This is a genomic window from Pseudoalteromonas sp. AS84 (genome assembly GCF_038900255.1).
Lineage (GTDB): Bacteria > Pseudomonadota > Gammaproteobacteria > Enterobacterales > Alteromonadaceae > Pseudoalteromonas.
In genome coordinates this window covers 1-23,527 of the sequence record NZ_JBBMQY010000006.1, presented here as the reverse complement: position 1 = coordinate 23,527, position 23,527 = coordinate 1, and the positions used below count along the sequence as shown (strand labels likewise).

Below are 23,527 nucleotides of genomic sequence, written 5' to 3'. Positions count from 1 at the left end.
GAGATGGTATCTACGATCTACCTATCTCAACTTCAACATCATTACCTAAAACCTCTTTGTACTTTGCGGCTAACGCGTTTTTTGCATCATCATCGCCATGCACAATTTTTATATGGCTTGGCTTTTTATACATACCCGTTACAAACTTAATTAATCCGTTTTGATCGGCATGGGCGCTGTACCCGCTAATTGTATGTACTTTTGCGTTTATAGTAATACGAGCATCATTTATAAAAACATATCCATTACGCGGGCCATATTTTTGAATTTCGCGGCCTAACGTTTTGTTACCTTGGTAACCTACAAACAATACATCGGTGGTTTTGTCACTTAAAAATCGCTCAAGATAATTAACTATTCGCCCACCAGTACACATACCGCTTGCCGCTAATATTATTGCTGGTGTTTGCCGCGAACTTAAATAGTTAATAATAGCTATGTGCTCTTTGTGTGAATCAACCGTAGTTAGGTTTTTAAAATCGAGCGGGTGCCTACCGTTTGCAACTTTGCGTTTGGCCTCGCTATCCCATAGGTGCTTAAACTTTTTGTATTGCTCAGTAAAATTGGCTGCCATAGGGGAGTCGAGTATTACGTGAATGTCTTGCCACTTAGACTTTTTAGATGAGCTATGTATGAGTTGCTCCAGCTCATATAGTAGCTCTTGTGTACGGCCAATACTAAAAGCTGGCACTAACACCACGCCATTATCGCTAACAGCGCGTTCAATAATGCTTTTTAGCGTTTGAGTGCGCTCTTTACGGCCTTGATGATTTTTATCACCGTAGGTTGATTCAATAACTAGAGTATCGGCTTTATAGGGCGGCTTAGGCGAAGGGAGTAGCGGGGTATAGGGCGCGCCTAAGTCTCCCGAAAATACAACGCGATGTTTGTTGTTATTGCTATTTGTAATATCAATTTCAACGTAGGCAGAACCTAATATATGGCCTGCACGCTGAAACCGCGCTTTAGCTTTATTGAGCCCTTTGCAAGGTAGTTCAAACCACGTTTTATAGTCAACAGCTACTATTCGTTTATTCAATAAGCTTAAGCAGGCAGCTATAATTTTAGGGTCGCGGGTTACACCCACTTTTAAAGCATCTTCAATTACTAACGGTAATAAACTGGCCGATGCAATACTTGTAAAAATAGGGCCTTTAAAACCGGCTGCTAATAAGTAAGGAATTCGGCCAACATGGTCAATATGGCAATGAGTAACAATAAGGGCAGTAACATGGGTAATATTAAACTCAATTGAAAGGTCGACTTTAGAGTCTTCGCCTTGAAATAACCCGCAATCAATAAGCACACTTGTTTGCTCGTTAACTACCAGCTCGTGGCACGAACCAGTAACGCCATTAACTGCTCCGTGGTGAAGTATTTGCATTGTGCTTCCTTGTCATCAATTTGTTACATTGAATTTTAAGGTAGAAGTAAAGCCATAATTATTCAAGGTTCTAACGCTTGGGCTAAATTAATACTTCACTTACAACATATCACCTACAAACATACACCAACCTGTAGGTGCGAATTTACTTCGCGCTCTTACTTATATATTTATTAAAAAATATTAATTAAAGTTTTTAATAAATTTTCGCGGCTAAACTTTTGTTTAGCCTAATCTAAACATGGCTTTATGGGTACTAAACTAGCGTTAAAGCCTTTACTCCCTTTAAACTCAATAACAATATTTGTTAAAGTGAGTGGCTATTAACCGCTAAGGCTTATTTACATAGGTACTCTATGTTGGCTATAATGCCGCCGTTGTTTAGTTTGGAATTGTATTTTTTGCAATTTAGTTATGTATTAAGGGCTACTATGGAATGTTGGTATTTAGTCGTATGCAAACCTAAGCAAGAAGAGCGAGCTAAAACTAACTTGCAAAATCAAGGGATTGAAGCGTTTTACCCCCAATTAACTACCGAAAGGTTGGTTAAAGGTCGTCGGACCGTCAAACACACCGCTTTATTCCCTAATTATTTATTTGTATGCCTTGAATCAAAAAATGGTAACTTTTCTGCTGTAAAAAATACCCGTGGAATAGGTGGTTTTGTTTCTTATGGGGCAAGTTATCAGTTGGTTTCTAAGCACATAATTGACCAGTTAAAAAATGAACGTGCACATACTATAGAATCAAAAATACCAAAAACAGGTGATGTAGTAAGTGTGAATAACGATTCATTTAGTAATATACAAGCAATATACAAAGAGCCAGACGGCGACTTGCGCAGTATTTTACTAATTAACTTACTTAATCAAAAAATTGAAGTAAGTGTAGATAATAAAGATATTAAGCAATAATAACTAATAACTAAAAACGTAGCAGCGGCTTTATGCCGCGTGAATTAAAACGTAGCAGCTTCATGCCACGAAAAATAGTGTTCTATCAGTAACTAGGAACTGTAACCTAAGGGCGGAAGCGTGCCTGAAGCACTTAAAACACCGTGGTTAAGTTCACTTGTAGACGCGCAGCTTGCTGGCGTGACGAGCTGAGCTTTAGAGAAGTAAACTCATAAAGTACTTATTTAAATGGCTTCTCATTTACTCCTCATTCGCTTCTCTTTGTGCAATAAAGCTTTAAGTGGTTAATCTGAAGAGGTCGAGGGCGCTGTGCTTTTAAGTGAAAGCCCAACGGCAAAGTTTAACACCGTGGTTAAGTTCACTTGTAGACGCTCAGCTTGCTGGCGTGACGAGCAAAGCTCGTAATAAGGATTATTCACAAAGAGGTCGAGCACACTGCGCTTTAGAGAAGTAAACAGCCATAAAGCACTTGTTTAAATGGCTTCTCATTCGCTTCTCTTTGTGCAATAAAGCTTTAAGTGGTTAATCTGAAGAGGTCGAGGGCGCTGTGCTTTTAAGTGAAAGCCCAGCGGCAAAGTTTAACACCGTGGTTAAGTTACTTTGTAGACGCACAGCTTGCTGGCGTGACGAGCAAAGCTCGTAATAAGGGTTATTCACAAAGAGGTCGAGCGCACTGCGCTTTAGAGAAGTAAACAGCCTAAAGCACTTGTTTAAATGGCTTCTCATTCACTTCTCTTTGTACAATTGGCGATGAATGCGTTAAGTGTTTTACTGAAAACGGCTATCAATTAAATTTATTCATAAAGGCCTTATGAAAATACTGATATAATTTCAGTGCTAATTAAAAACTTAGTAACAAAGCTTTTACAAAGCAAAGGCTATTGCTTCACAATAGTGCACATGCTTTAATTAGTCGGCTAAAATACAAGTGCTCACCAAGGTTGGTGAGTAAGTGCAATATTTAAAATAATTTTGGGATTCTACAATGGCGTTAAGCTGTAAATCACTCGCATCAATACTCGCAATACTAAGCATGACCGGCTGTACAATAGTACCAGGCAGTCACTTTGAAGGTATAGACTCAGGCGAGCAAACACAAAACCTCGAACAAGATCTCGAAAAAGTAAACATTCAAATAATCGACTCGCTACTAATAAATAAACAAAATCAAGCGCGTATAGCAGCTAAACCAATTTCAAGCACCGATGGTTTAAACGTAAGTAACTACGAATACAAACTAGGTGTTGGCGACGTACTAACCATAGGCGTATGGGATCACCCAGAGCTAACAATACCGGCAGCAGTACAGCGTACCGCAGAATTTGACGGCTTTAGAGTACAGCGAGATGGCACCATTACTTATGCCTACGCACCAAATATACCCGCTGCAGGTAAAACAATAAGCCAAGTACGTAACGAACTTGTAAAACGCCTAAGCCGAGTAATAGAAGACCCGCAAGTGGACGTAAAAGTAGTTGGCTTTAGAAGCCAAAAAACCTACGTTACCGGTGAAGTAAACAAGCCTGGTGTATACCCAGTAACCGAAATTCCACTTACCCTTATTGATGCCTTAAACCAAGCAGGCGGTTTAACTGATGCAGCCGATTGGCGCACAGTAACATTTACCCGTGGCGACAAAACAGAAGTTATTAAACTTGATGACTTTTATGCCCATGGCGACATTTCGCAAAATCGTTTATTGCAACATGGCGACATAGTGCATGTAAATCGTAACGATGCACAAAAAATATTTGTACTCGGTAGTGTAAACAAAGCAGGTTCAGTAACGCTTAACCGTTATGGTTTAAACTTGGCTGAAGCATTAAGTGATGCTGGTGGATTAAGTGAAGGTTCGGCTGATGCAAATGGCGTATTTGTACTGCGTAAAAGTGACCTAGAGCAAACAGGTATTATTGCAAACGTATACCAATTACATGCTAAAAATATAGCGGCAATGGTATTAGCTGAGCAATTTGAACTACAACCGCACGATATTGTATATGTTACGTCGGCGCCGCTTGCCCGTTGGAACCGTGTAATAAGTTTATTATTACCATCGGTATCAACAGTTGATAACTTAAATGACATTAATAATTAAAGGTTACTAAAAGCATGTTTGATTCAGTTTTAGTCGTGTGCGCAGGTAACATTTGCCGCAGCCCAACCGGTGAGTATGTTTTAAAGCAAAAGCTTGAAGGCAAAAATATTAAAGTATCGTCAGCTGGGCTAACAGCACTTGAAGGCAAACCAGCAGATGCGAAAGCAAAACAAATAGCACTGGCACATGGCGTTAATATGGATGCACACCAAGGCCAACAGCTTACATCAAGCTTAGTTGCGCAAAACAGCGTAATACTCGTAATGGAAGAACGCCATTTAAACGACGTACATGCTCGTTATCCAGAGGCGCGAGGTAAAACGTTCTTACTCGGTAAGTGGATTAACAACGCCGAAATACCCGACCCTTACCGCCAAAGCCAAGAGGCTTTTGAACACGTTTATACATTAATCGACAGCGCGTGTAGCGCTTGGCAAAAGTATTTATAAGGAATGACTAATTTAATGAATGCCCAGCCAAATAATAAAAGCACTAATAAAAAAAGTAATAATGCAACGCAACAAATCCAAGAAATTGACTTGATGGCTCTGCTTGGTGCACTACTCGATCGCAAGTATTTTATAGTTGCTGTAACTACATTATTTATGACCATAGGTGTTGTATATGCAGTATTGAGCACTCCTGTTTACCAAGCAACTGCCATGATACAAGTTGAGGCTGGTAGTGCATCAGTTCCAGGGTTTGATGATGTTGGTGGTATGCTTGAAAGTACATCGGCTGCCGTTACTGAAATTGAGCTACTAAAGTCGCGCAGTATAATAGGCGAAGCAGTAGATGCTTTAAAGCTTGATATAACAGCAGAGCCTAAATTATTTCCGTTTTTGGGTAACCGTGCATATCGTAAGTTTACACCAATGGAAAATGGCGACTTAGCTGAGCCAAGCTTTGGAGCTGTTAGCTATGCATGGGGCGGTGAGAGTATAAATGTATTTAGGTTTGATGTACCGCGTAGTGCAGTAAATCAAGAGTTCACATTGGTAGCACAAGCTAACAACAGCCTTGCACTTTTAAACGATAATGGCGAACAAGTTTTAAAGGGCAAAATTGGTGATGAACTTAAAAATGATTTATTTAGCTTAACAGTTCGTACTTTGAATGCACGCCCTGGTACAGAGTTTACAATTATCCATAAAGATCGCCTTAATACTATTTTGAACCTACAAAAAGAGTTTGTCGCAGAAGAGGAAGTAAAAAGCTCAGGTATAGTTAATTTAAGTTTAGAGAGTACAAACCCTAATTATGCTGAAAAAGTACTTAATAAAATTGCTGATATATATGTACGCCGTAATGTAGAACGTAACAGTGCTGAAGCACAAAAGTCGCTGGAGTTTTTAGAAGTACAATTACCTGAAATTAAAAAACAGCTTGAATATGCTGAGCAACGCTTTAACGACTATCAAATTAAACGCCAATCAATAAACATAACGCTCGAAACACAAGGCGTGCTTGAGCAAGTTGTTAAGCTAGAGACCAAGTTACAAGAGCTAAATTTGAAACGCCTAGAGCTTGGCCGTAAGTTCAAAAAAGACCATCCAACATATCAAAGTATTGTTGAGCAAATACAGGCGGTTGAGAGTCAAAAAAAGGAATTGATTGGAGAGGTTGGCAACTTACCAGAAACTCAGCAAGAGTTACTACGTTTAAAGCGCGATGTTGAAGTAAGTAACCAAATTTACACATTATTACTTAGAAAAAGCCAAGAACTTGATATTGTACGTGCAGGAACTGTTGGTAATGTGAGGGTAATAGATTCAGCAGCCGTTAACCATTCTAAACCAGTAAAGCCTAGAAAAACTTTAGTTGTTATTATTGTTACTTTCCTTGGAGTTCTTTTTTCAGTATTACTTGTTTTAATACAAAAAGCTATCAATCGAGGAGTAGAAAACCCTAGTGAAATTGAGGCAATAGGTATACCTGTATATGCAAGTGTACCGCACTCAGATTATCAAGATAAACTAACTGGCTTTGCTGAGCGAGCCCGTAAAAATAAAACGAATAAGCCTAAAAGTATTTTAGCGCTTGATAATCCAGCTGACCTAGCGATTGAGGCACTGCGTAGCTTACGTACCAGTTTACACTTTGCGATGATGGAAGCTAAAAATAATGTTATTGCCATATCGGGCCCAAGCCCAAGTGTAGGTAAATCGTTTATATCGGTTAATTTAGCCTCAGTGCTCGCGCAAAGTGGTAAAAAAGTACTCATTATTGATGCCGATATGCGTAAAGGCTACTTACAAACCCAGTTTGGTTTGAAATGGGACGATGGCTTGAGTGATTACCTATCGGGCCGTTTAAACCTAGAGCAAGTGACTAAACCAACCAAAGTTGAAGGCTTAAGTGTTATTACGCGCGGGCAAATACCACCAAACCCTTCAGAACTATTAATGCATAGTAACTTTAGCAAATTAGTTGAAGAAGTAAGCGCCGCTTACGACATTATAATTATCGACACCCCTCCAATACTTGCAGTAACGGACCCTGCTATTGTAAGTGCTCATTGTGGTACTACTTTATTGGTAGCTCGTTTTGGCCAAAATCATCTGCGAGAAATAGAATTGACCCGAAATCGCTTTGAGCAAAATGGTACAGATATTAAAGGCCTTGTTTTTAATGGCGTAGTGAAAAAAGCAAGTAATGCATATGGGTACTATGGATATTACAACTACGAATACAAATAACTTTGAACTAAGTATAATTAATAGAGAATTTTAATGACTAATTTTTCGTCTGAAAACATAAGTAAAATTACCGTAAAACCAGCAATATTAAATGGAACCGTAAAAGTTAGTGGAGCTAAAAACTCTGTTTTACGACTAATGGCCGCCACTCTTTTAACTAATGAAAAATTAGTCATACAAAATTACCCTGCAACTCTTCTCGATGCAATTGTGCACAAGGATATGCTTGAGGTTTTAGGGAAAAATTGTGTAGTGCAAGATGACGTTCTCGTAGTGGAAGAGCCGTCAGGCCTTGCTAGTAAATTAGATTGGCACGGACGTTCAATACGTAATACGTTACTGATATTAGGTGGCTTAGTTACACGTACAGGTTATGGCGCTGTACCTCTTCCTGGCGGATGTAGCATTGGAGGTGGAACAGGAGAGCGTGCGTATGATTTACACGTAATGTTACTTGAAAAGTTAGGTGCTAAAGTTTGGGGTGAAGGTGGGTTTTTGCACGCTAAAGCTCCTGATGGAGGGCTGGTTGGGGCTGATATTCATTTACCAATTCGTTCAACTGGAGCTACAGAAAATGCAATAATTGCAGGCACTCTTGCTAACGGAGTTACTAGAATTTGGAACCCTCATGTGCGCCCAGAAATACTTGATTTAATCGATATGATTAATTCGATGGGTGGTGAAATAAATGTATATGGTCAAGAGCATATTGAAGTTATAGGTAAGCAATCATTAAGAGGCACAACACACACAGTAATACCAGACAATGTTGAAGCATTAACATGGTTGGTCGGTGCCTCGGTTACTGGTGGCGAAGTTGAAATTCAAAACTTCCCTTTTGAACACCTAGAAATACCTCTAGCATTCTTGAAAGAATCAGGTGCTAAAATGTATCGTCATGAGAATTCCATGATAGTTAAAGGATCTAGTTGTTACCCTTTAGAGCTTAGTACTGGACCGTATCCTGGTGTGAATTCAGACATGCAACCTATTCTTGCTGTTTATGCAGCTAAAGCACTTGGCCAGTCAAAATTTGTTGATTTACGTTTTCCTGGTCGCTACGGCTATGCCAGTGAATTAAATAAAATGGGCCTAAAATCTAGAACTGAAGGTAATTTGTTAATTGTTGATGGTGGGAGTAGCCTTAAAGGAACTGACGTTACAGCACTAGATCTCCGAGCTGGAATTGCTTTGGCACTTGCAGCATTATTTTCTGAAGGTGAGACGCACATCCATGAAGCATGGCAAATTACAAGAGGCTACGATCGCTTTTTTGAAAAAATGGAAGCTTTAGGCGTTAACGTAAGAGTTGGTTAATGGAAAACATAGCAAGTAATAAAAGTATATCAAAGAGTTTTATTAAAAAACTCCTTGATATCAATGAAGACTCTACTAAAGAAGACGTTTCTTTAGCTGAGTTTAGTCGTTGGAAAGTAGGTGGTAATGCTAAGTGTATTTTCACACCTACTAGCATAGATGAATTAATTCACGTAGTAAAAATAGCTAGTGAGCTAAATCAACCATATATAGTAATAGGTTCTACTAGCAACTTGTTATTTGCAGATGAAGGCCTAGATATACTTGCTATAAACCTAGGCTCGCAACTCTCAAATGTGAGTTTTGACAAGTGTAATGAAGTTACAGTAGAGGCTGGTGCTTGGGTCCCTGGATTTGCAAGAACGCTCTCAAATAATGGATTGTCGGGGTTAGAACATACCGCAGGTATACCTGGAACAATCGGTGGGCTAATCTGCATGAATGGCGGAAGTATGCGAAAAGGGATTGGAGAAAATGTTTTATCTGTCACGGCTTTAACTCGGGACGGTTTAGTTAAGCAATACTCACAAAGTGAATGTTCATTTGCTTATAGAACTTCAGTTTTTCAAAAAAATAATGAGATAATATTATCCGCAGTTTTAAAGTTAAATACTTTACCTAGCAAGCAGATAAAAAAACAAATGTTATCTATATTAAGAAGTCGAAGGCATAAATTTCCATTAAAGCTTCCTAACTGTGGTTCAGTCTTTGTTAGTAACCCTGCAATGTATGAAGAATTTGGTCCGCCAGGGGCTGTAATAGAAAAATGTGGCTTAAAAGGTAAGCAGGCTGGTGGAGCAGAAATATCACCATTGCATGCTAATTTTATTGTAAATAAGCATGGAGCTAAGGCTTCTGATATATTAACTCTAGTAAAGCTAGCGTGTGAAAGTGTAAAGCGAGAAACTGGTTATCACATGGTTTCAGAGGTGCGTTTTGTTACTTCCTTTGGTGGGTTTATACCTGCTCACGAAGTGCATATTAATGATTGATTTAAAAAAAAACACTTTACTTGTTAATTGCTTAAAATTAATTTTAGGTTCTGGTGGGGCAAAGTTGATTGGTATTCTTGCAATGCCAGTACTAGCAAGGATTTATAGCCCTGAGCAATTTGGACTATTTACAACATTCACATCTTTGGTCCTGGTCTTAGCGCCATTAATTTCCCTAAGGTATTGCGATGCAATACCATTGCCTGCAAGTAACAGACAGGCTATTTTACTCGTTTTTTTATGCGGGTCTTTAATAGGTGCTTTCGTATTATGTGTAACTTTAACGTTTGTAGTTATTATAAATGTTATTTCAACACCTTTTTCTGAACATCCTTTTATATTTACGTTAACACTGTTCTCGGCGCTACTCCTTTCTGCTATGTATGAAGTTCTTAATATGTGGGCTATTCGCACAAAAAGCTTTGGGGTTATTGCTAAAAGTCAGGTTGCCCAAAGCTTTATAGGAACTATAACGAAGCTAGTGATGGGAGGTGTGAGTGTAGGAAGCGGCTTGATGATTGGTTATATTGCACAACTTTCTTCAGGGAATTACAGGTTATTTCTTAATTTTTATTTATATTTTAAAAAAATAAAAATAATAATTAATCCTAATAAACTTATTAATATCGCAAGACGGTATTCTAGATATCCGAAGTTACGCCTACCATCGAATCTATTAATGACACTTTCACAGCAACTATTAGTTTTTTATGTTGCTTTAAATTTCTCTCAAGATAATGTTGGTCAGCTTGGCCTGGCGCTATCTTTAATTGCAATTCCTACAATGCTATTTGTTTCGACCATAAAAAAAGTTTTTTATGGTGAGATAGTAAATAATAAATCGGTTAAAGATATATTAAGCTTAACATATAAGTTTTCTATTCGATTGTTTGTTGTTGCCTTAATACCCTGCTTAGGGCTAAGTCTATTCGGTAAAGAAATTTTTACATATTTTTTTGGAGTGGATTGGCGATTAGCTGGTGAGGTCGTAGAATGCTTGAGTCTATATTTAGTGTTTTCGATTACAGTTGGCCCATTATTAAACGTTTTTGATGTTTTAAATAAGCAAAAAATGTATTTGATTGTAAATTTTATAAGATTTATTTGTTTGGTATTATTTTGCCTCATAAGTTATGTTTTTGAATTCGTTTTTATTGAGATTGTTTTTGCTTACTCAGTGATAATGTCTTTGTTTTTTTTAGGTATATATACCTTGATTATCTACACATTAAAAAAAGAGAGGATTTCGTGAAATTTAGTAAAGTTATTTTAATAATAGTCCGTAATTTTGATTATTATTTGTTTGTAAAAACTATGAATTTTGAACAGTATTTTAATTTTCACAAAAAAATGAATTTTCCATTAATTCGATTGTCATTTTATAATGAAAATCGATACTGGCCTGATTTTAAAAATCCAAAAACGTTTAATGAAAAGTTGATAGCAGATAAATTATTTAACAGAAAAGATATAACTCCTATAATTACAGATAAGTATACTGTAAGAAGTTATGTAGCAAGTAAAATAGGTGAAAGATATTTAATCCCTTTAATCGCTGCGTTTGAAACAGTCGAAGAATACCTTAATTGCAAATTGCCTAAAAATTACATCCTTAAAATGAGCCACTCCTCTGGTCAAAATGTAATTGTTAAAGATGGTAAAATAAACCGATCCAAGGTAATAAAAAATATAAAATGTTGGATAAGCGAAAAATATAGATATCAACCTTTAGTGTGGTTTACTCAATTGCATAAAAGAAGAATACTCATTGAAGAATTATTAATCGACGAGTCCGGCAAGGTCCCTAAAGATTACAAGTTATTTGTTTTTAAGGGAGTTGTAGTGTTTATTCAAGTTGATTTAGATCGCTTTGAAGGACACACTCGAACTTTGTATTCGCCAAGCTGGGAGCTTCTAGATGTAAAGTATAAATATACCAAGGGTTATGATGTTGAAGCACCTAAAAACTTGAATGAAATGATCGAACTTGCCAAAGTTTTAGGTTCTGATTTCGAGTTTATGAGAGTTGATTTATATGAAGTTGGCGACAAAATTTATTTTGGGGAGTTAACTCCTTACCCTAGTGCTGGTTATGCTTTATTCACTCCTTCTTCTTATGATACTTTTTTAGGAGGTAAACTCTAAATGTTAAAACGTATTAAGAGGTTTTGGATTCTGCAGTATTTATTAGGGGGCGCAAGTAAAAAGGTTAAAATGCTTTACTTTCTGGCAGTGAAATTGAAATGTAAAAAAAAAGTAAAGTTAGCAAAGTTTATTCAAAGAAGTATAGAGAATAAATTTGGTTGCTTTATAAGTATAGATGCAGTCATTCACCCAACTGTTGAGTTTATACATGCGAATGGGATAGTTATAGGTAAAGGGGTGGTCGTTGAGGAAAATGTTATTATTTACCAACAAGTTACTGTCGGTGGTGGGAAAGTTGGTGATTGGGGTAGTAAACCATTCCCTACGATTAAAAAGGGTTCAATCCTTTATGCTGGTTGTAAAGTAATAGGGCCGATAATTGTTGGAGAGAATGTATCTATTGGTGCTAATGCAGTGGTAAACAAAAACGTTCCAGACAATAGTCTTGCAGTTGGTGTCCCTGCTAAGTTCATAGAAACAGGTGTTTAGATGAAGCCAAACTTGACTATTTACACAGTTTTTTACAATAGAGGGTTTTGCTTAAATGAAACAGTTGACTCTTTATTGCAGTACTCTCCCGATGAGACTGGCATTGTAATTGTAGATGATTTTTCAACTGATGATACAGCCGAAATAGCTAGAAAGCTTGAAAGAAAACACTCTCAAGTGCATTATTTAAAAAGTAACAGTAATTTAGGTTTTACTAAGTGTTTACAAAACGCAATAAATATAACTCAAAAAAATAATCCGACTAAATATATTGCAATACATGGCTCTGGTGATTTATGTACAGATTTTCGCTTCAAAAAACAAGTTGACTATTTAGAGCTTAACGATGATTTCTGTGCCGTTGCATGTAAACATTCTTTATTAAATAGAGCTGACGAAGTTGTATACACCTCTAGGTTTTCAGGTGAAGTTATGCTCAATAATCTTGAGTCTCCTCCAAAATGGACACACGGTACAATTATTTACCGCGTAAGTGCTTTTAATGAAGTGGGTGGATACAATCCTTTATTTAAATTTTGCCAAGACTGGGATTTATATGTGCGATTATTGTCAGTGGGTAAAATATTTGTATTAAATGATGTCGCTTATAGTAAAAAGGTGTTTGATGATGGAGCAACATTTAACCCTAAGAAGCGTTTTGAGCAAATAAAATATGCTGAAGTAATTAGGCTGCAATTAAATAAGAATGATACCGAACGAAATGATACCTATAATTTTATAAGTGAATATGGTTTGGATGAATATCTAGCTACTAAGGAAAGTTTACTGTTAAAGAAATCTGTGAAAAGTTTTTTTACTTTGATTATTACTGGTGAATATAAAATGGCTTTAATGTGGCTTGGTATATTTAGAAAAAATATTACTTTTGGACGCAGGCTATATTTAGAAGTTGTCGCGATTATCATTTATATAATTGATTCAAATAGACTAACGAGATTTTTTTTTCGTAGACTAGTACTGTTAATGAGGAACCTTTTTTGAATATTGTTTTTTATTTAGAGAATTTGAAAGATGGTGGAGTCCAGCGAAGAACCATGAGGTTACTTCAAGGAGTTGTAGATGAAAAGTCTCTTGAAAATGCTAGCGTTCATTTAATTATTAATGAGCCCAACGGCGAAAATATAAATTTAGTTCCTGACAGTGTAAAGCTTTACGTGCTGGGTGCTCTTAAAGGGACTGAACTAAAAAAACAACTAAGAAAAACTTTAAAGAACATAGTTCCTGATATAGTTACTTGCTGCATGGGGCAGCAATTTATGGAAGTTATACGTTTTAAAAAACAATTACCAACTGCTTGTCGGTGGTATGTTATTCAAGCTGTTCCTGTTGAGTTGTTGGCAAATAGTTGGATTAAAAATTTTGTACGTAAAGTTGCTATTAAACACTATTATCCAATGGCGGATAAAGTAATCTGTGTATCAGATGAGGTTAAAGCAACCGTTGATGGGTTGAGTACTAAATTAAAATCTAAAACGCTTACGATATATAACCCTGTTGTTTCGAATCGTTTAATTGAACTTGCTGAAGAGCCTTTACAGCACACCTTTTTTAACATTGAAAATACGGTTCTAGTCGCTGCTGGGCGGCTTAATGTACAAAAAGATTATCATACATTAATTAATGCATTTGAAATTGCTTTTAAGAATAACCAAAATCTTAGGTTAATAATTCTAGGTGGTGGCGACTTACTCGACGAGTTACAAAATGAGGTCAATAATATTGCTCTTGCTGAGTATATAGATTTAGTCGGGTTTGTTGATAATCCTTATAAGTATGTATCTAGGGCTGATTTGTTTGTGATGTCTTCTTTGTGGGAAGGCTTGCCGAATGCGATGATTGAAGCTATGGCCCTAGGCAAACAAGTTGTTTCAACAGATTGTATTGCAGGCCCGCGAGAAATTTTAGAAGACGAAAAATTTGGGACCTTAGTACCAATAAAAAATACCGCTGCTTTTGCTGAAGGTATCAAAAAAGAGCTCTCAACTCAGCGCAATATTCAACTTATAAAAAATAGAGGGTGGCAGTTTAGTGTTTCTAATGCCGCTAAAAACTATATAAAACTTTTTAATACTGGAACGTTGTGAAAATTATAGAATTTCTGAAAACTCGCTATGTAGATGTAAAAGCACTTGCTAAAGTAAATGACTTTAAACCAGGTGCTTATATATATGTAAACCCATTTAATTATATGTATCTTCGAAATGCGCCTGACATAACTGAAGTTGCTTATTATCGCTCTGATGGTATATACCTTATTTCGATATTTAAAGCTTTCTTACCACGAACAATCAACTTTTATCGACAGTCTTTCGATATGACTTCTTTAGCGCCGGTTATATTTGATTATGCACAGCGTGAGAATAAAAGTGTGTATATTGCTGGCGGCAAACCAGGCGATGCTGAAAAATTTTGTAGATTAATTGATAGTCGATTTCCAAATATTAATTGGGCTGGCCATTGTGATGGCTATATCTCAGAGGATGAAGTGATTGGTAATGTTACAGCTGCTAATTCAGACATAGTTATACTTGGGTTAGGTAACTTAAAGCAAGAGAGAGTGGCAGCGCATTTGGCTAAGAGTCGCTTGGGGCTGTACTTTACTTGCGGGGCTTTTATATCTCAAACTGCAGGTTCATCAAATGGTGATTATTATCCAAAATGGGTTAACAAGTATAATTTACGATGGCTATATCGCTTTTTTACTGAAAGTCATGTAATAAAAAGAGTCATAAAGTTTTATCCAAAATTTTTATTTGTTTTCATGAAGGATCTATTTCTTGCTAAAAAGTAGAATGGGTTCTAAAGAGCTTTTAGTACTATTTTTATTTACTATAATAATCTTCTTTCCTACTTATATAGGCGGAATGTCACTAGCCTTAGGCCAAAAGGTCCTGTATGTATTTTATCCTGCAATATTAGCTTGCCTTTTTCTTTTTTTTAAAAATAGGTCTATTTATCTTCCTAAAATTGCAATTATCATATTTTCAGCTTTTTGTTTTTACGTTTTTAGTATTTTAAGTAAGTTTGATTTTATTAATGTTCAAATACTGTTAGGGCATTTTAGATACTTGGCTTATTTTTTTATTTTTTTATTTACATATAACATAGCGATAAATTTAGGGATCGGTCTCAAAGAACTATATTTACCAATCCTTTATTTAGGGGTTTTAACTATGGTATTTGTTTTATTACAATTATTAATACCTGATCTTATTTTAAAGTTGGGAATAACAAATAGAGAGGCGATAGGTAGACTGGGGTTTAGGATCGGGGGGCCTTTGGTTTGGTCTTATTCTTATGGATTTGTTTTGTTACCTATAATTTTTTTAATTTTCTCTAAAATGTTTAAAGGTGCAGCAAATAAATGGCATTGGCTTTTTTTTATTGTTTTATTATTAACTATATTAGCAGGTCAATCGAAAGCTGCTTATTTGGCTTATATAATAAACTTTATATTTTTCTGCTATTTAGGTTTTAGATACGGAAAAAGTAAAACAATGCTCAGTATTGTTATTCTACTCTTTTTGTTTATAGCTATGTTAGTTACTTACGTTATAGCGAATTTAGATGACTTTGGTAATATTGAAAGGTTTGTATCTTCAGTGACGAGCAATGGTGAAGATGCATCAACACAAACTAGGCTTAATCAGCTTTCATATATTTCGTTAACATTAGAGAATAACCCTTTTTTAGGGTATCCAGCCGAATATGTAGTTATTGAAAATGGCTACGGCTATTATCTTTATAACTATGGTTTATTTGGGTTGTTTTACTACCTACTGTTGCTGATATATTTTTTCTGTAAATCATTGTCTACCATTAAAATTGTTCACAATTTAGACGCGTCAGAAGAAGGACGGTCTGTATCATTGGCCTATTTTTCAATCGTTCTTGGTGCAGTTATATTCTCATTAGCAAATTCACCTCTAGATGGACATAAAGTAGCTTACTTCTTTTGGACTTTATCGGGTTTATATTTTGGTGCTTTGAGAGTTGATTTATCAGAATTTAAAAATTTTGAAGACTAACAACAAAAATAAGGTTTAGATTTTATATGGTTATAGATTTGTGTTTTACTTTTTTTATTTCTTTTGCTGTTCTTTTTTTAATGCGAAAAGTTGCACGAGAAATTGGTTTAGTAGATAAGCCCTCTGGTAGAAAGCTGCATACCGGCAATGTACCATTGGTAGGCGGTGTATCAATATGCATCACTATCGTACAATATATTTATACGCATCCGGACATAATTAATTACACTAATTTATACATGTATTGTATTGTTGGCTTAACAACAATAGGTGCGTTAGATGATCGTTTCGACTTAAGTGTAAAAATACGTATGCTTGTCCAAGCTGTTGTATCTATTGCTATGATTTATTTTGCTAAAGCAGAATTAGTCACGCTAGGTAATATATTAGGTTTTGGTGATATTAGTTTAGGTTATGGCTATGTCGGCGGAATGATTACTATTTTCGCGGTTATTGGTTGTATAAATGCCTTTAATATGGTTGATGGTATCGATGGCCTTTTGGGTGGCCTTTCGGTAGTTACATTTGCTGCTATTGGTATTTTGTTAAGTATGAGTAACGAGCAAAGCTTAAGTTATTTATGCTTATTATTGGTTGTTTGTATGATCCCTTACATTGTTATGAACTTGGGCCTTATAGGTCGTGAGCGAAAAGTATTTATGGGCGATGCTGGCAGTATGATGATTGGCTTTACGGTTATTTGGCTATTAATTGGCGCAAGTCAAACCCCTGGTAACCCTATGATACGCCCAGTAACTGCATTGTGGCTAATTGCACTACCATTAATGGATATGACTGCAATAATGATACGTCGTATTAAGCAGGGTAAATCACCATTTAAACCCGATCGTGAGCATTTGCATCACATTTGTCAGCGTCTTGGTTGCTCACCTACGCAAACACTCATTTTAATATGTTCTATTGCCGCTGTCTTTGCAGTAGTCGGTATTATTGGTGAGGTTTTTTTAATACCTGAATTTTTAATGTTTTATAGTTTTATTATTATGTTCGCAGCTTATTTAATTGTACTGATTAATTATTGTAAAATTATAAACTTTTTTAGACGTAAGTTAGACCTGCCAGAAAAAGAATATTCAACGAGTAAATGAAACCACATGGTCGCGCAGTAAATCCGGACTGGGTGAATATATTGTAGGTGAGGCTTTATACCTCGCTTTGGTAAAGGTAAATTACTTAAGTGCGCAGTAAATTCAAATCTACAAAGAACGTGTTCATCAGAATAGTCATCCACTTTTATTTTACTATTAAGTAAAAAACTTAGGTGATTTACTCACAAATAAATTAAAGGTTAATGCACTTTAAAAGCGCAGCTTAGGTAAAGTTATGAGGTCGTCGAGTAATATCATTCGATGTTACATTTTAGCTAGAGCCTTTTAGCTAGAGCCTAATTTATAACTCTGATAGAATCATTTTATTAATTATTAACTAATCTTAAAGGATTAATATGAAAATTGCCGTAGTAGGTACAGGCTATGTAGGCCTCTCTAACGCTATGTTGCTAGCACAGCACAATGAAGTGGTTGCATTAGATATAGATGAACAAAAAATAGCACTTTTAAATAATAAAAAGTCACCAATTGTCGATACCGAAATTAGTGAGTTTTTAACACGTAGTGACTTAAATTTTACAGCAACTACCGACAAAGTAGCAGCCTATAAAAATGCTGACTTTGTAATTATTGCTACACCCACTGATTACGATGTAGAAAATAATTACTTTAATACAAACTCTGTAGAGGCTGTAATTAAGGATGCGATAGCGCATAATCCAAATGCAGTTATGGTTATTAAATCAACTATACCAGTTGGTTTTACACAAGGTATTAAAGAGACGTTAGGCGTTAGTAATTTAATATTTTCACCTGAATTTTTACGTGAAGGTAAAGCACTACACGATAACCTATACCCATCACGTATTGTAGTAGGTGAGCAAAGTGAGCGCGCAACTGTGTTTGCTAACTTACTTAAACAAGGCGCTATAAAAGAAGATATTGAAGTACTGTTTACTGATTCAACTGAAGCCGAAGCTATTAAGTTGTTCTCAAACACTTACTTAGCTATGCGTGTGGCTTATTTTAATGAGCTTGATAGCTACGCTGAAGCACATGGCTTAAACTCTAAGCAAATTATACAGGGTGTTAGCTTAGACCCTCGCATAGGTAGCCATTACAATAATCCATCGTTTGGTTACGGTGGTTACTGTTTACCAAAAGACACTAAGCAACTACGTGCAAACTATGCAAATGTACCAAACAACATTATTGGTGCAATTGTTGATGCTAATACTACACGTAAAGACTTTATTGCAGACTCAATAATTAAACGTAGCCCTAAAGTAGTTGGTGTGTATCGTTTAGTAATGAAGACTGGGTCTGATAACTTTAGAGCCTCTGCCATCCAAGGCATTATGAAGCGCATTAAAGCTAAAGGTATTGAGGTAGTAGTTTACGAACCAGTACTTGAAGAAAATGAGTTTTATCATTCACGTGTAATTAAAGACTTAAACGAGTTTAAGCAAATATCTGACGTTGTTGTATCTAACCGTATGGTTGAAGAGCTTAGTGATATTGCTGACAAAGTTTATACTCGCGACTTGTTTGGTAGCGATTAATAAACAAAGGCTAAAGATTAAAGATTAAAGATTAAAGATTAAAGATTAAAGATTAAAGATTAAAGACTAAGTTAAAAACTTAAGCTGATTTATATTAGGGGGCGTTGTGCAGTTTGAGAACTTAAATGTATGGCAACGCTCTGCCGATTTAGCTTGTGAAGTTTTTATTTATTTTAAGGCAAGTAAGCAATTTGGTTTAAAAGATCAAATTACACGCTCTGCATTATCAATTTCATCAAATATTGCTGAGGGTTATGAGAGAAAGACAGCTAAAGATTACTGCCGTTTTCTCTCTTACTCTAAAGGTAGTTGTGGTGAGCTTCGCTCACAAATATATATTGCCTTAAAAATTGGAGAGGTTGATACAAAAACAGCAGAAATCTGGATAGAAGAGTCTAGGCAGTTATCAAAAATGATATCTGCCTTAATGAAAACTATTGAAACTTGGGATTAGGCTTTTAGTCTTCAACTTTCAACTTTCAACTTTCAACTTTCAACCTTCAACCTTCAACCTTCAACTTTATCAGCTTAAAGATTAGGAAATTATGAAATATTTAGTAACGGGTGCGGCTGGTTTTATTGGTGCGGCAACATGCCAAAAATTGTTAGCAGCTGGCCATGTAGTAGTCGGTATTGATAACCTTAACGACTATTACGATGTAAGTTTAAAACTAGCTCGTTTAGCGCAGTTTGAAAGCCATGAAGCATTTACATTTATCAAGCTTGATATAAGTGAACGCCCAGCAATGAGCGAGCTATTTAGAGCACAGCAGTTTGATAAAGTAATACATTTAGCGGCGCAAGCCGGTGTTAGGTATTCAATAGAAAACCCTGATGCTTATGCCGATTCTAATTTAGTAGGGCACTTAAATGTGCTTGAAGGGTGTCGTAATAATAAAGTTAAACACTTAGTTTATGCTTCATCTAGCTCTGTGTATGGCTTAAACGAAAAAACCCCGTTTGAAACAACCGACAGTGTTGATCACCCTGTGTCGTTTTATGCAGCAACTAAAAAAGCGAATGAGCTAATGGCGCATAGCTACTCTCATTTATATAGCTTACCTACAACAGGCTTACGCTTTTTTACTGTTTATGGCCCATGGGGGCGCCCAGATATGGCACCGTATATTTTTACTAAAAAAATACTTGCCGGCGACACTATTGATATAAACAACAATGGTGATATGTGGCGTGACTTTACTTACATAGATGACATAGTAGAAGGTGTTGTTCGTGCTGCTGATGTTATACCAGTTGCAAATCCAGATTGGAGAGTTGAAACAGGTTCGCCAGCTTCTAGCTCTGCTCCTTATGCGGTTTATAATATTGGCCACGGTAGCCCAATAAACCTAATGAAGTTTATTGAAGCCATTGAGGCAGAATTAGGTACTGAAGCTAAAAAGAACTTCCGTGAAATGCAAGCCGGCGATGTTTATAAAACTTATGCTGATACTACAGACTTATTTAATGCAACAGGCTATAAAGCGCAGGTTGGGGTTAAGCAAGGCGTTAGTGAGCTTATTAAGTGGTATAAAGACTTTTATAAATAAAGGTTACAACTTGTAAGTCATTTAGAAACACTGTTTTCAATTTGAGACAGTGTTTTTTAATGTGTTTAGATTGGTTAACCTAAACACATTAAACCATTGATGAGCTGAATTTTACTGAAAGTTACTTTTTATTTACCATCTACCTATTTTTAACTTATTAAATTTAAAAATTATTAATTTACAGATAAAGGACTACCCATGAAAGCCGTTATTCCCGTTGCAGGCCTTGGTACTCGTATGTTGCCAATGACCAAAGCTATTCCTAAAGAAATGCTGCCAATTGTAGACAAGCCACTTATTCAATATATTGTTAGTGAATGTGTTGCTGCTGGTATTAAAGATATTGTTTTAGTAACGCATAGCTCTAAAAATGCAATTGAAAATCACTTTGATACAAGCTATGAGCTAGAAGCCACACTCGAAAAGCGCGTAAAACGTGCTCTGCTTGATGAAGTCCGATCAATTTGCCCGCCAGATGTAACCGTTATGAGTGTACGCCAAGGTGAAGCTAAAGGTTTAGGCCATGCAATTTTATGCGCCAAACCCATTGTAGGTAATAACGATTTTGTTGTGTTACTTCCAGATGTAATACTTGATGCATATACAGCTGATCAAAAAACTGAAAACTTAGCTGCGATGATTAAGCGCTTTAATGAAACACAAGCCAGCCAGATTATGCTTGAACCTGTAGCGCAGGAAGATGTAAGTAAATACGGTATTGCCGATATTAATGGTGTGCAGCTTACCCCAGGTATGAGCGCAGCAATTAAGACAATGGTTGAAAAACCGGCTGTAGATATTGCTCCTTCAAACCTTGCGGTTGTTGGTCGCTATGTACTTAGTAAAAATATTTGGCCATTACTTGCTAAAACGCCTGTAGGCGCAGGTGACGAAATTCAATTAACCGATGCTATTGATGCGTTAATGACACAGGAAACGGTTGAAGCATTCCATATGAGTGGCGCTTCGCACGATTGTGGCGATAAGTTAGGTTATTTAAAAGCAATTGTTGAATACTCAATGCGCGATGAAAAGCTAGGTAAAGATTTTACTCAGTATATAAATACCTTTGTTAATGGTAAAAATTAATAACATAGTTAATTTATATCCCCTAGGTGAGGTTTTATACGTCGCTTTTGGTAAAGTTAAGTTAGAAGAGCGCGAAGTAAATTCGCACCTACAGGGTGTATATTGTAGGTGAGGTTTTATACCTCGCTTTTGGTAAAGTTAGGTTAGGTGAGCGCGAAGTAAATTCACACTTATAGGGTGGCATATGTTATAGGTGAGGTTTTATACCTCGCTTTTGTAACGTTAAATTACATGAGTGCGAAGTTAATTCGCACCTACAGGGTGTTAAAAATTAGCAAATACACCTAACCTAGCAAACGTTTCCCCGTATACATCCTTTCCTTGATACAGCTCAGCTCCCCAACTTTTAGCACCCATTATTGGTTTACTTAACTTGCGTGTGTACGCTGTTTGCAGTTCGTAACTTGTTTTATACCCTTCGTTTTTATTTTCAAGCATGCGAATGGTGGTATTTAAACTTTCTATTTTACTTAATTGCCAATGCCAATTTACGCTCATTGATTTAGCCGGAGTGTAGTCTGTGTAGTCGTGTTCATCACCGGCCCAGTGGCCAATTACATTCCCTGAGTTACGGTTGCCGTCTAAATACAAATTATTTTGATACCATCTTTTTTGCCAATTACTGTGTTCAATACGCAAACTGTGGTTATTAGCAATAAAGGGTAAATAAAGGCCTAAACTATATGCATTATTGCGAGAGCCACCCAATGTATCTTCAAGTGCAACTTCACCATAAAGCTCATAAGGGAGTGCGTAAATACTATTGTTGTAGGCAAATGTTATTGATCCTAGTTGATCCCCAAGCTCAAAATTTTCACCAAACTCATTTGCATCATTACTGCCTACGTTATCTTTAGCGCCAGGAGTAAAAAAACCTTCTGTAAAGTCTTTGATTGTAACGCTTCGCGGACCGCCACCAAACTGCATTAAACGGCTTATACCTATAGTTAAATTATCTGTTGCTGCAAAACTAGTGTGTAAGCCAAATAAATAAGGCTTGCCTGGCTCATATACGTTAGCGACTCCTGTTTGCTTACCTTCTTTTAAAATTCCGCTTTGCTCTGTCATTTTACTAATAAACATATCGTAACGAATATTAAAGCTGGTTATTGGCTCTATATTACTAAGCGTTATAGAAGGCGTTGTTTTAGCTTGTGTGCTTAATAGCATGGCACTGTCGTTAAAAGGTGAGTACCAATGCTCTCGGTAACCTACATCTAGCTGCGCGTATTTATTACCAAGATAAAAAAAACTTTGTGTAGGTAATATTTCGTCTTCGTTGGCTATGCCTGCAACACTTACACCAAAGTAACGCCCAAAGTTAGCGTAAGCGCCACCTTCAACAATTAAGTTGGTTTTAGTAGTTTGGCCGCGTTGGTTAGGCAGTGTTTTATCTTTTGTGCCTGCAGCAAGCGTTACTTTTGCAAATGACCCCGCGTCGCTTTGAATGTAGGGGCTAAGTTGGTACGAAAGTGTTTGATATAGTTCTGGGTAAGTATGCCTTACTGTTTGCAGCACTCTATAAATATCGTGCGCTTTATAAGGCTTACTCATAATATGTGTATTTTTACTTACGGCTAAAAGTCGTTGTACTTGGTGCTCAAGTTCTGGGGCTTGATTTAAAGGTAAATAAGGTGATACGCCACCTTTAGCAACAGCATTTGCACTGATTGCCATCCCGATAAACAGTGATATTTTTTTGAGCATAATTATTCCGTTAGCAAAATTTGTTTAAGTAAAAACGTTAACGCGAGGTTAGCAATAAACGCCTAAGTAAGGAAGAAAAAAGCGATATATTAGTCGGGATATATAGAAGCAAGCTTTCATTCGCAGGGATTGACGCTGCGTTAAATTCGAGCGCGCTTTTGCATGTAGTGTTTTGCTATAAAGCAGGCGGTGAACGCATTTAATAACTTATACCGACAAAAAATAGATTTATAAGTTATTTATTCACAAAGAGGTTAAGAGGGCGCTGCGCTTTAGAGAAGTAAAAATACATAATTACTATGTTTTATGTTTTCTCATTTACTCCTCTTTTGCTTCTCTTTGTGCAATAAGGTTTTAAGTGATTTATTCACAAAGAGGTTAAGATGGCGCTGCGCTTTAGAGAAGTAAAAATACATAATTACTATGTTTTATGTTTTCTCATTTACTCCTCTTTTGCTTCTC

Annotated in this window: 22 protein-coding genes; 18 read left to right on the top strand and 4 right to left on the bottom strand. The window is 36.4% G+C overall.

Annotation, left to right across the window (positions count from 1 at the left end):
* Positions 1-10: 10 nt before the first annotated feature.
* Entirely contained in the window at positions 11-1,384 is a 1,374-nt protein-coding gene (locus WNY79_RS08255; RefSeq protein ID WP_342875624.1) for an MBL fold metallo-hydrolase, read from the bottom strand.
* Between the two features lie 431 nt (positions 1,385-1,815).
* On the opposite strand from WNY79_RS08255, the gene rfaH reads away from it, so the two are divergent.
* The gene (gene rfaH / locus WNY79_RS08250; RefSeq protein ID WP_101218015.1) at positions 1,816-2,298 is read left to right on the top strand and encodes a transcription/translation regulatory transformer protein RfaH; all 483 of its coding nucleotides are present in this window, start codon (positions 1,816-1,818) and stop codon (positions 2,296-2,298) included.
* Between the two features lie 284 nt (positions 2,299-2,582).
* Here rfaH and WNY79_RS08245 read toward each other — a convergent pair whose 3' ends face one another.
* The gene (locus WNY79_RS08245; RefSeq protein WP_342875623.1) at positions 2,583-2,732 is read right to left on the bottom strand and encodes a hypothetical protein; all 150 of its coding nucleotides are present in this window, start codon (positions 2,730-2,732) and stop codon (positions 2,583-2,585) included.
* Positions 2,733-2,820: 88 nt separating this feature from the next.
* Positions 2,821-3,024, bottom strand: coding sequence for a hypothetical protein (locus WNY79_RS08240; protein ID WP_342875622.1), 204 nt, complete (start codon positions 3,022-3,024; stop codon positions 2,821-2,823).
* 259 nt (positions 3,025-3,283) lie between these two features.
* On the opposite strand from WNY79_RS08240, the gene WNY79_RS08235 reads away from it, so the two are divergent.
* The 17 genes from WNY79_RS08235 to galU all read left to right on the top strand — a co-directional run bounded on the left by WNY79_RS08235 (position 3,284) and on the right by galU (position 21,358).
* Positions 3,284-4,396 carry a polysaccharide export protein gene (locus WNY79_RS08235; RefSeq protein WP_342875621.1) on the top strand — a complete coding sequence of 371 codons (1,113 nt, stop codon included), beginning with the start codon at positions 3,284-3,286 and terminating at the stop codon, positions 4,394-4,396.
* Positions 4,397-4,410: 14 nt separating this feature from the next.
* Positions 4,411-4,845, top strand: coding sequence for a low molecular weight protein-tyrosine-phosphatase (locus WNY79_RS08230; protein WP_007582278.1), 435 nt, complete (start codon positions 4,411-4,413; stop codon positions 4,843-4,845).
* A 15-nt stretch (positions 4,846-4,860) separates the two neighbouring features.
* Entirely contained in the window at positions 4,861-7,095 is a 2,235-nt protein-coding gene (locus tag WNY79_RS08225) for a polysaccharide biosynthesis tyrosine autokinase (RefSeq protein WP_342875620.1), read from the top strand.
* A gap of 33 nt (positions 7,096-7,128) precedes the next feature.
* The gene (locus tag WNY79_RS08220; RefSeq protein WP_342875619.1) at positions 7,129-8,412 is read left to right on the top strand and encodes a UDP-N-acetylglucosamine 1-carboxyvinyltransferase; all 1,284 of its coding nucleotides are present in this window, start codon (positions 7,129-7,131) and stop codon (positions 8,410-8,412) included.
* Entirely contained in the window at positions 8,412-9,404 is a 993-nt protein-coding gene (gene murB / locus WNY79_RS08215; RefSeq protein ID WP_342875618.1) for a UDP-N-acetylmuramate dehydrogenase, read from the top strand. The genes WNY79_RS08220 and murB overlap by 1 nt, the downstream gene beginning before the upstream one ends.
* On the top strand, positions 9,397-10,656 hold the full coding sequence (locus WNY79_RS08210; protein ID WP_342875617.1) for an oligosaccharide flippase family protein: 1,260 nt from the start codon (positions 9,397-9,399) through the stop codon (positions 10,654-10,656). The genes murB and WNY79_RS08210 overlap by 8 nt, the downstream gene beginning before the upstream one ends.
* Positions 10,653-11,549 carry an ATP-grasp fold amidoligase family protein gene (locus tag WNY79_RS08205; RefSeq protein WP_342875616.1) on the top strand — a complete coding sequence of 299 codons (897 nt, stop codon included), beginning with the start codon at positions 10,653-10,655 and terminating at the stop codon, positions 11,547-11,549. The genes WNY79_RS08210 and WNY79_RS08205 overlap by 4 nt, the downstream gene beginning before the upstream one ends.
* Positions 11,550-12,038, top strand: a complete 489-nt coding sequence (locus WNY79_RS08200; protein ID WP_342875615.1) for a hypothetical protein — start codon at positions 11,550-11,552, stop codon at positions 12,036-12,038.
* On the top strand, positions 12,039-13,040 hold the full coding sequence (locus tag WNY79_RS08195; protein ID WP_342875614.1) for a glycosyltransferase family A protein: 1,002 nt from the start codon (positions 12,039-12,041) through the stop codon (positions 13,038-13,040). It abuts the gene before it with no gap.
* Positions 13,037-14,143 carry a glycosyltransferase gene (locus WNY79_RS08190; protein WP_342875613.1) on the top strand — a complete coding sequence of 369 codons (1,107 nt, stop codon included), beginning with the start codon at positions 13,037-13,039 and terminating at the stop codon, positions 14,141-14,143. Before WNY79_RS08195 ends, WNY79_RS08190 begins: the two co-directional genes overlap by 4 nt.
* A complete protein-coding gene (locus WNY79_RS08185; RefSeq protein ID WP_342875612.1) occupies positions 14,140-14,850 on the top strand; it encodes a WecB/TagA/CpsF family glycosyltransferase in 711 nt (236 codons plus the stop codon). Before WNY79_RS08190 ends, WNY79_RS08185 begins: the two co-directional genes overlap by 4 nt.
* Entirely contained in the window at positions 14,837-16,087 is a 1,251-nt protein-coding gene (locus WNY79_RS08180; RefSeq protein ID WP_342875611.1) for an O-antigen ligase family protein, read from the top strand. Before WNY79_RS08185 ends, WNY79_RS08180 begins: the two co-directional genes overlap by 14 nt.
* 26 nt (positions 16,088-16,113) lie before the next feature.
* Positions 16,114-17,196: a UDP-N-acetylglucosamine--undecaprenyl-phosphate N-acetylglucosaminephosphotransferase gene (gene wecA / locus WNY79_RS08175; protein WP_342875610.1), complete on the top strand. Its 1,083-nt coding sequence runs from the start codon at positions 16,114-16,116 to the stop codon at positions 17,194-17,196.
* A gap of 356 nt (positions 17,197-17,552) precedes the next feature.
* Positions 17,553-18,719: a nucleotide sugar dehydrogenase gene (locus WNY79_RS08170; protein ID WP_342875609.1), complete on the top strand. Its 1,167-nt coding sequence runs from the start codon at positions 17,553-17,555 to the stop codon at positions 18,717-18,719.
* Between the two features lie 106 nt (positions 18,720-18,825).
* The gene (locus WNY79_RS08165; protein WP_024600307.1) at positions 18,826-19,173 is read left to right on the top strand and encodes a four helix bundle protein; all 348 of its coding nucleotides are present in this window, start codon (positions 18,826-18,828) and stop codon (positions 19,171-19,173) included.
* A 91-nt stretch (positions 19,174-19,264) separates the two neighbouring features.
* Positions 19,265-20,269: an NAD-dependent epimerase gene (locus WNY79_RS08160; protein ID WP_342875608.1), complete on the top strand. Its 1,005-nt coding sequence runs from the start codon at positions 19,265-19,267 to the stop codon at positions 20,267-20,269.
* 198 nt (positions 20,270-20,467) lie between these two features.
* Entirely contained in the window at positions 20,468-21,358 is an 891-nt protein-coding gene (galU, locus tag WNY79_RS08155; protein WP_342875607.1) for a UTP--glucose-1-phosphate uridylyltransferase GalU, read from the top strand.
* A 264-nt stretch (positions 21,359-21,622) separates the two neighbouring features.
* Here galU and WNY79_RS08150 read toward each other — a convergent pair whose 3' ends face one another.
* Positions 21,623-23,065: a capsule assembly Wzi family protein gene (locus tag WNY79_RS08150; protein ID WP_342875606.1), complete on the bottom strand. Its 1,443-nt coding sequence runs from the start codon at positions 23,063-23,065 to the stop codon at positions 21,623-21,625.
* Positions 23,066-23,527: the final 462 nt, after the last annotated feature.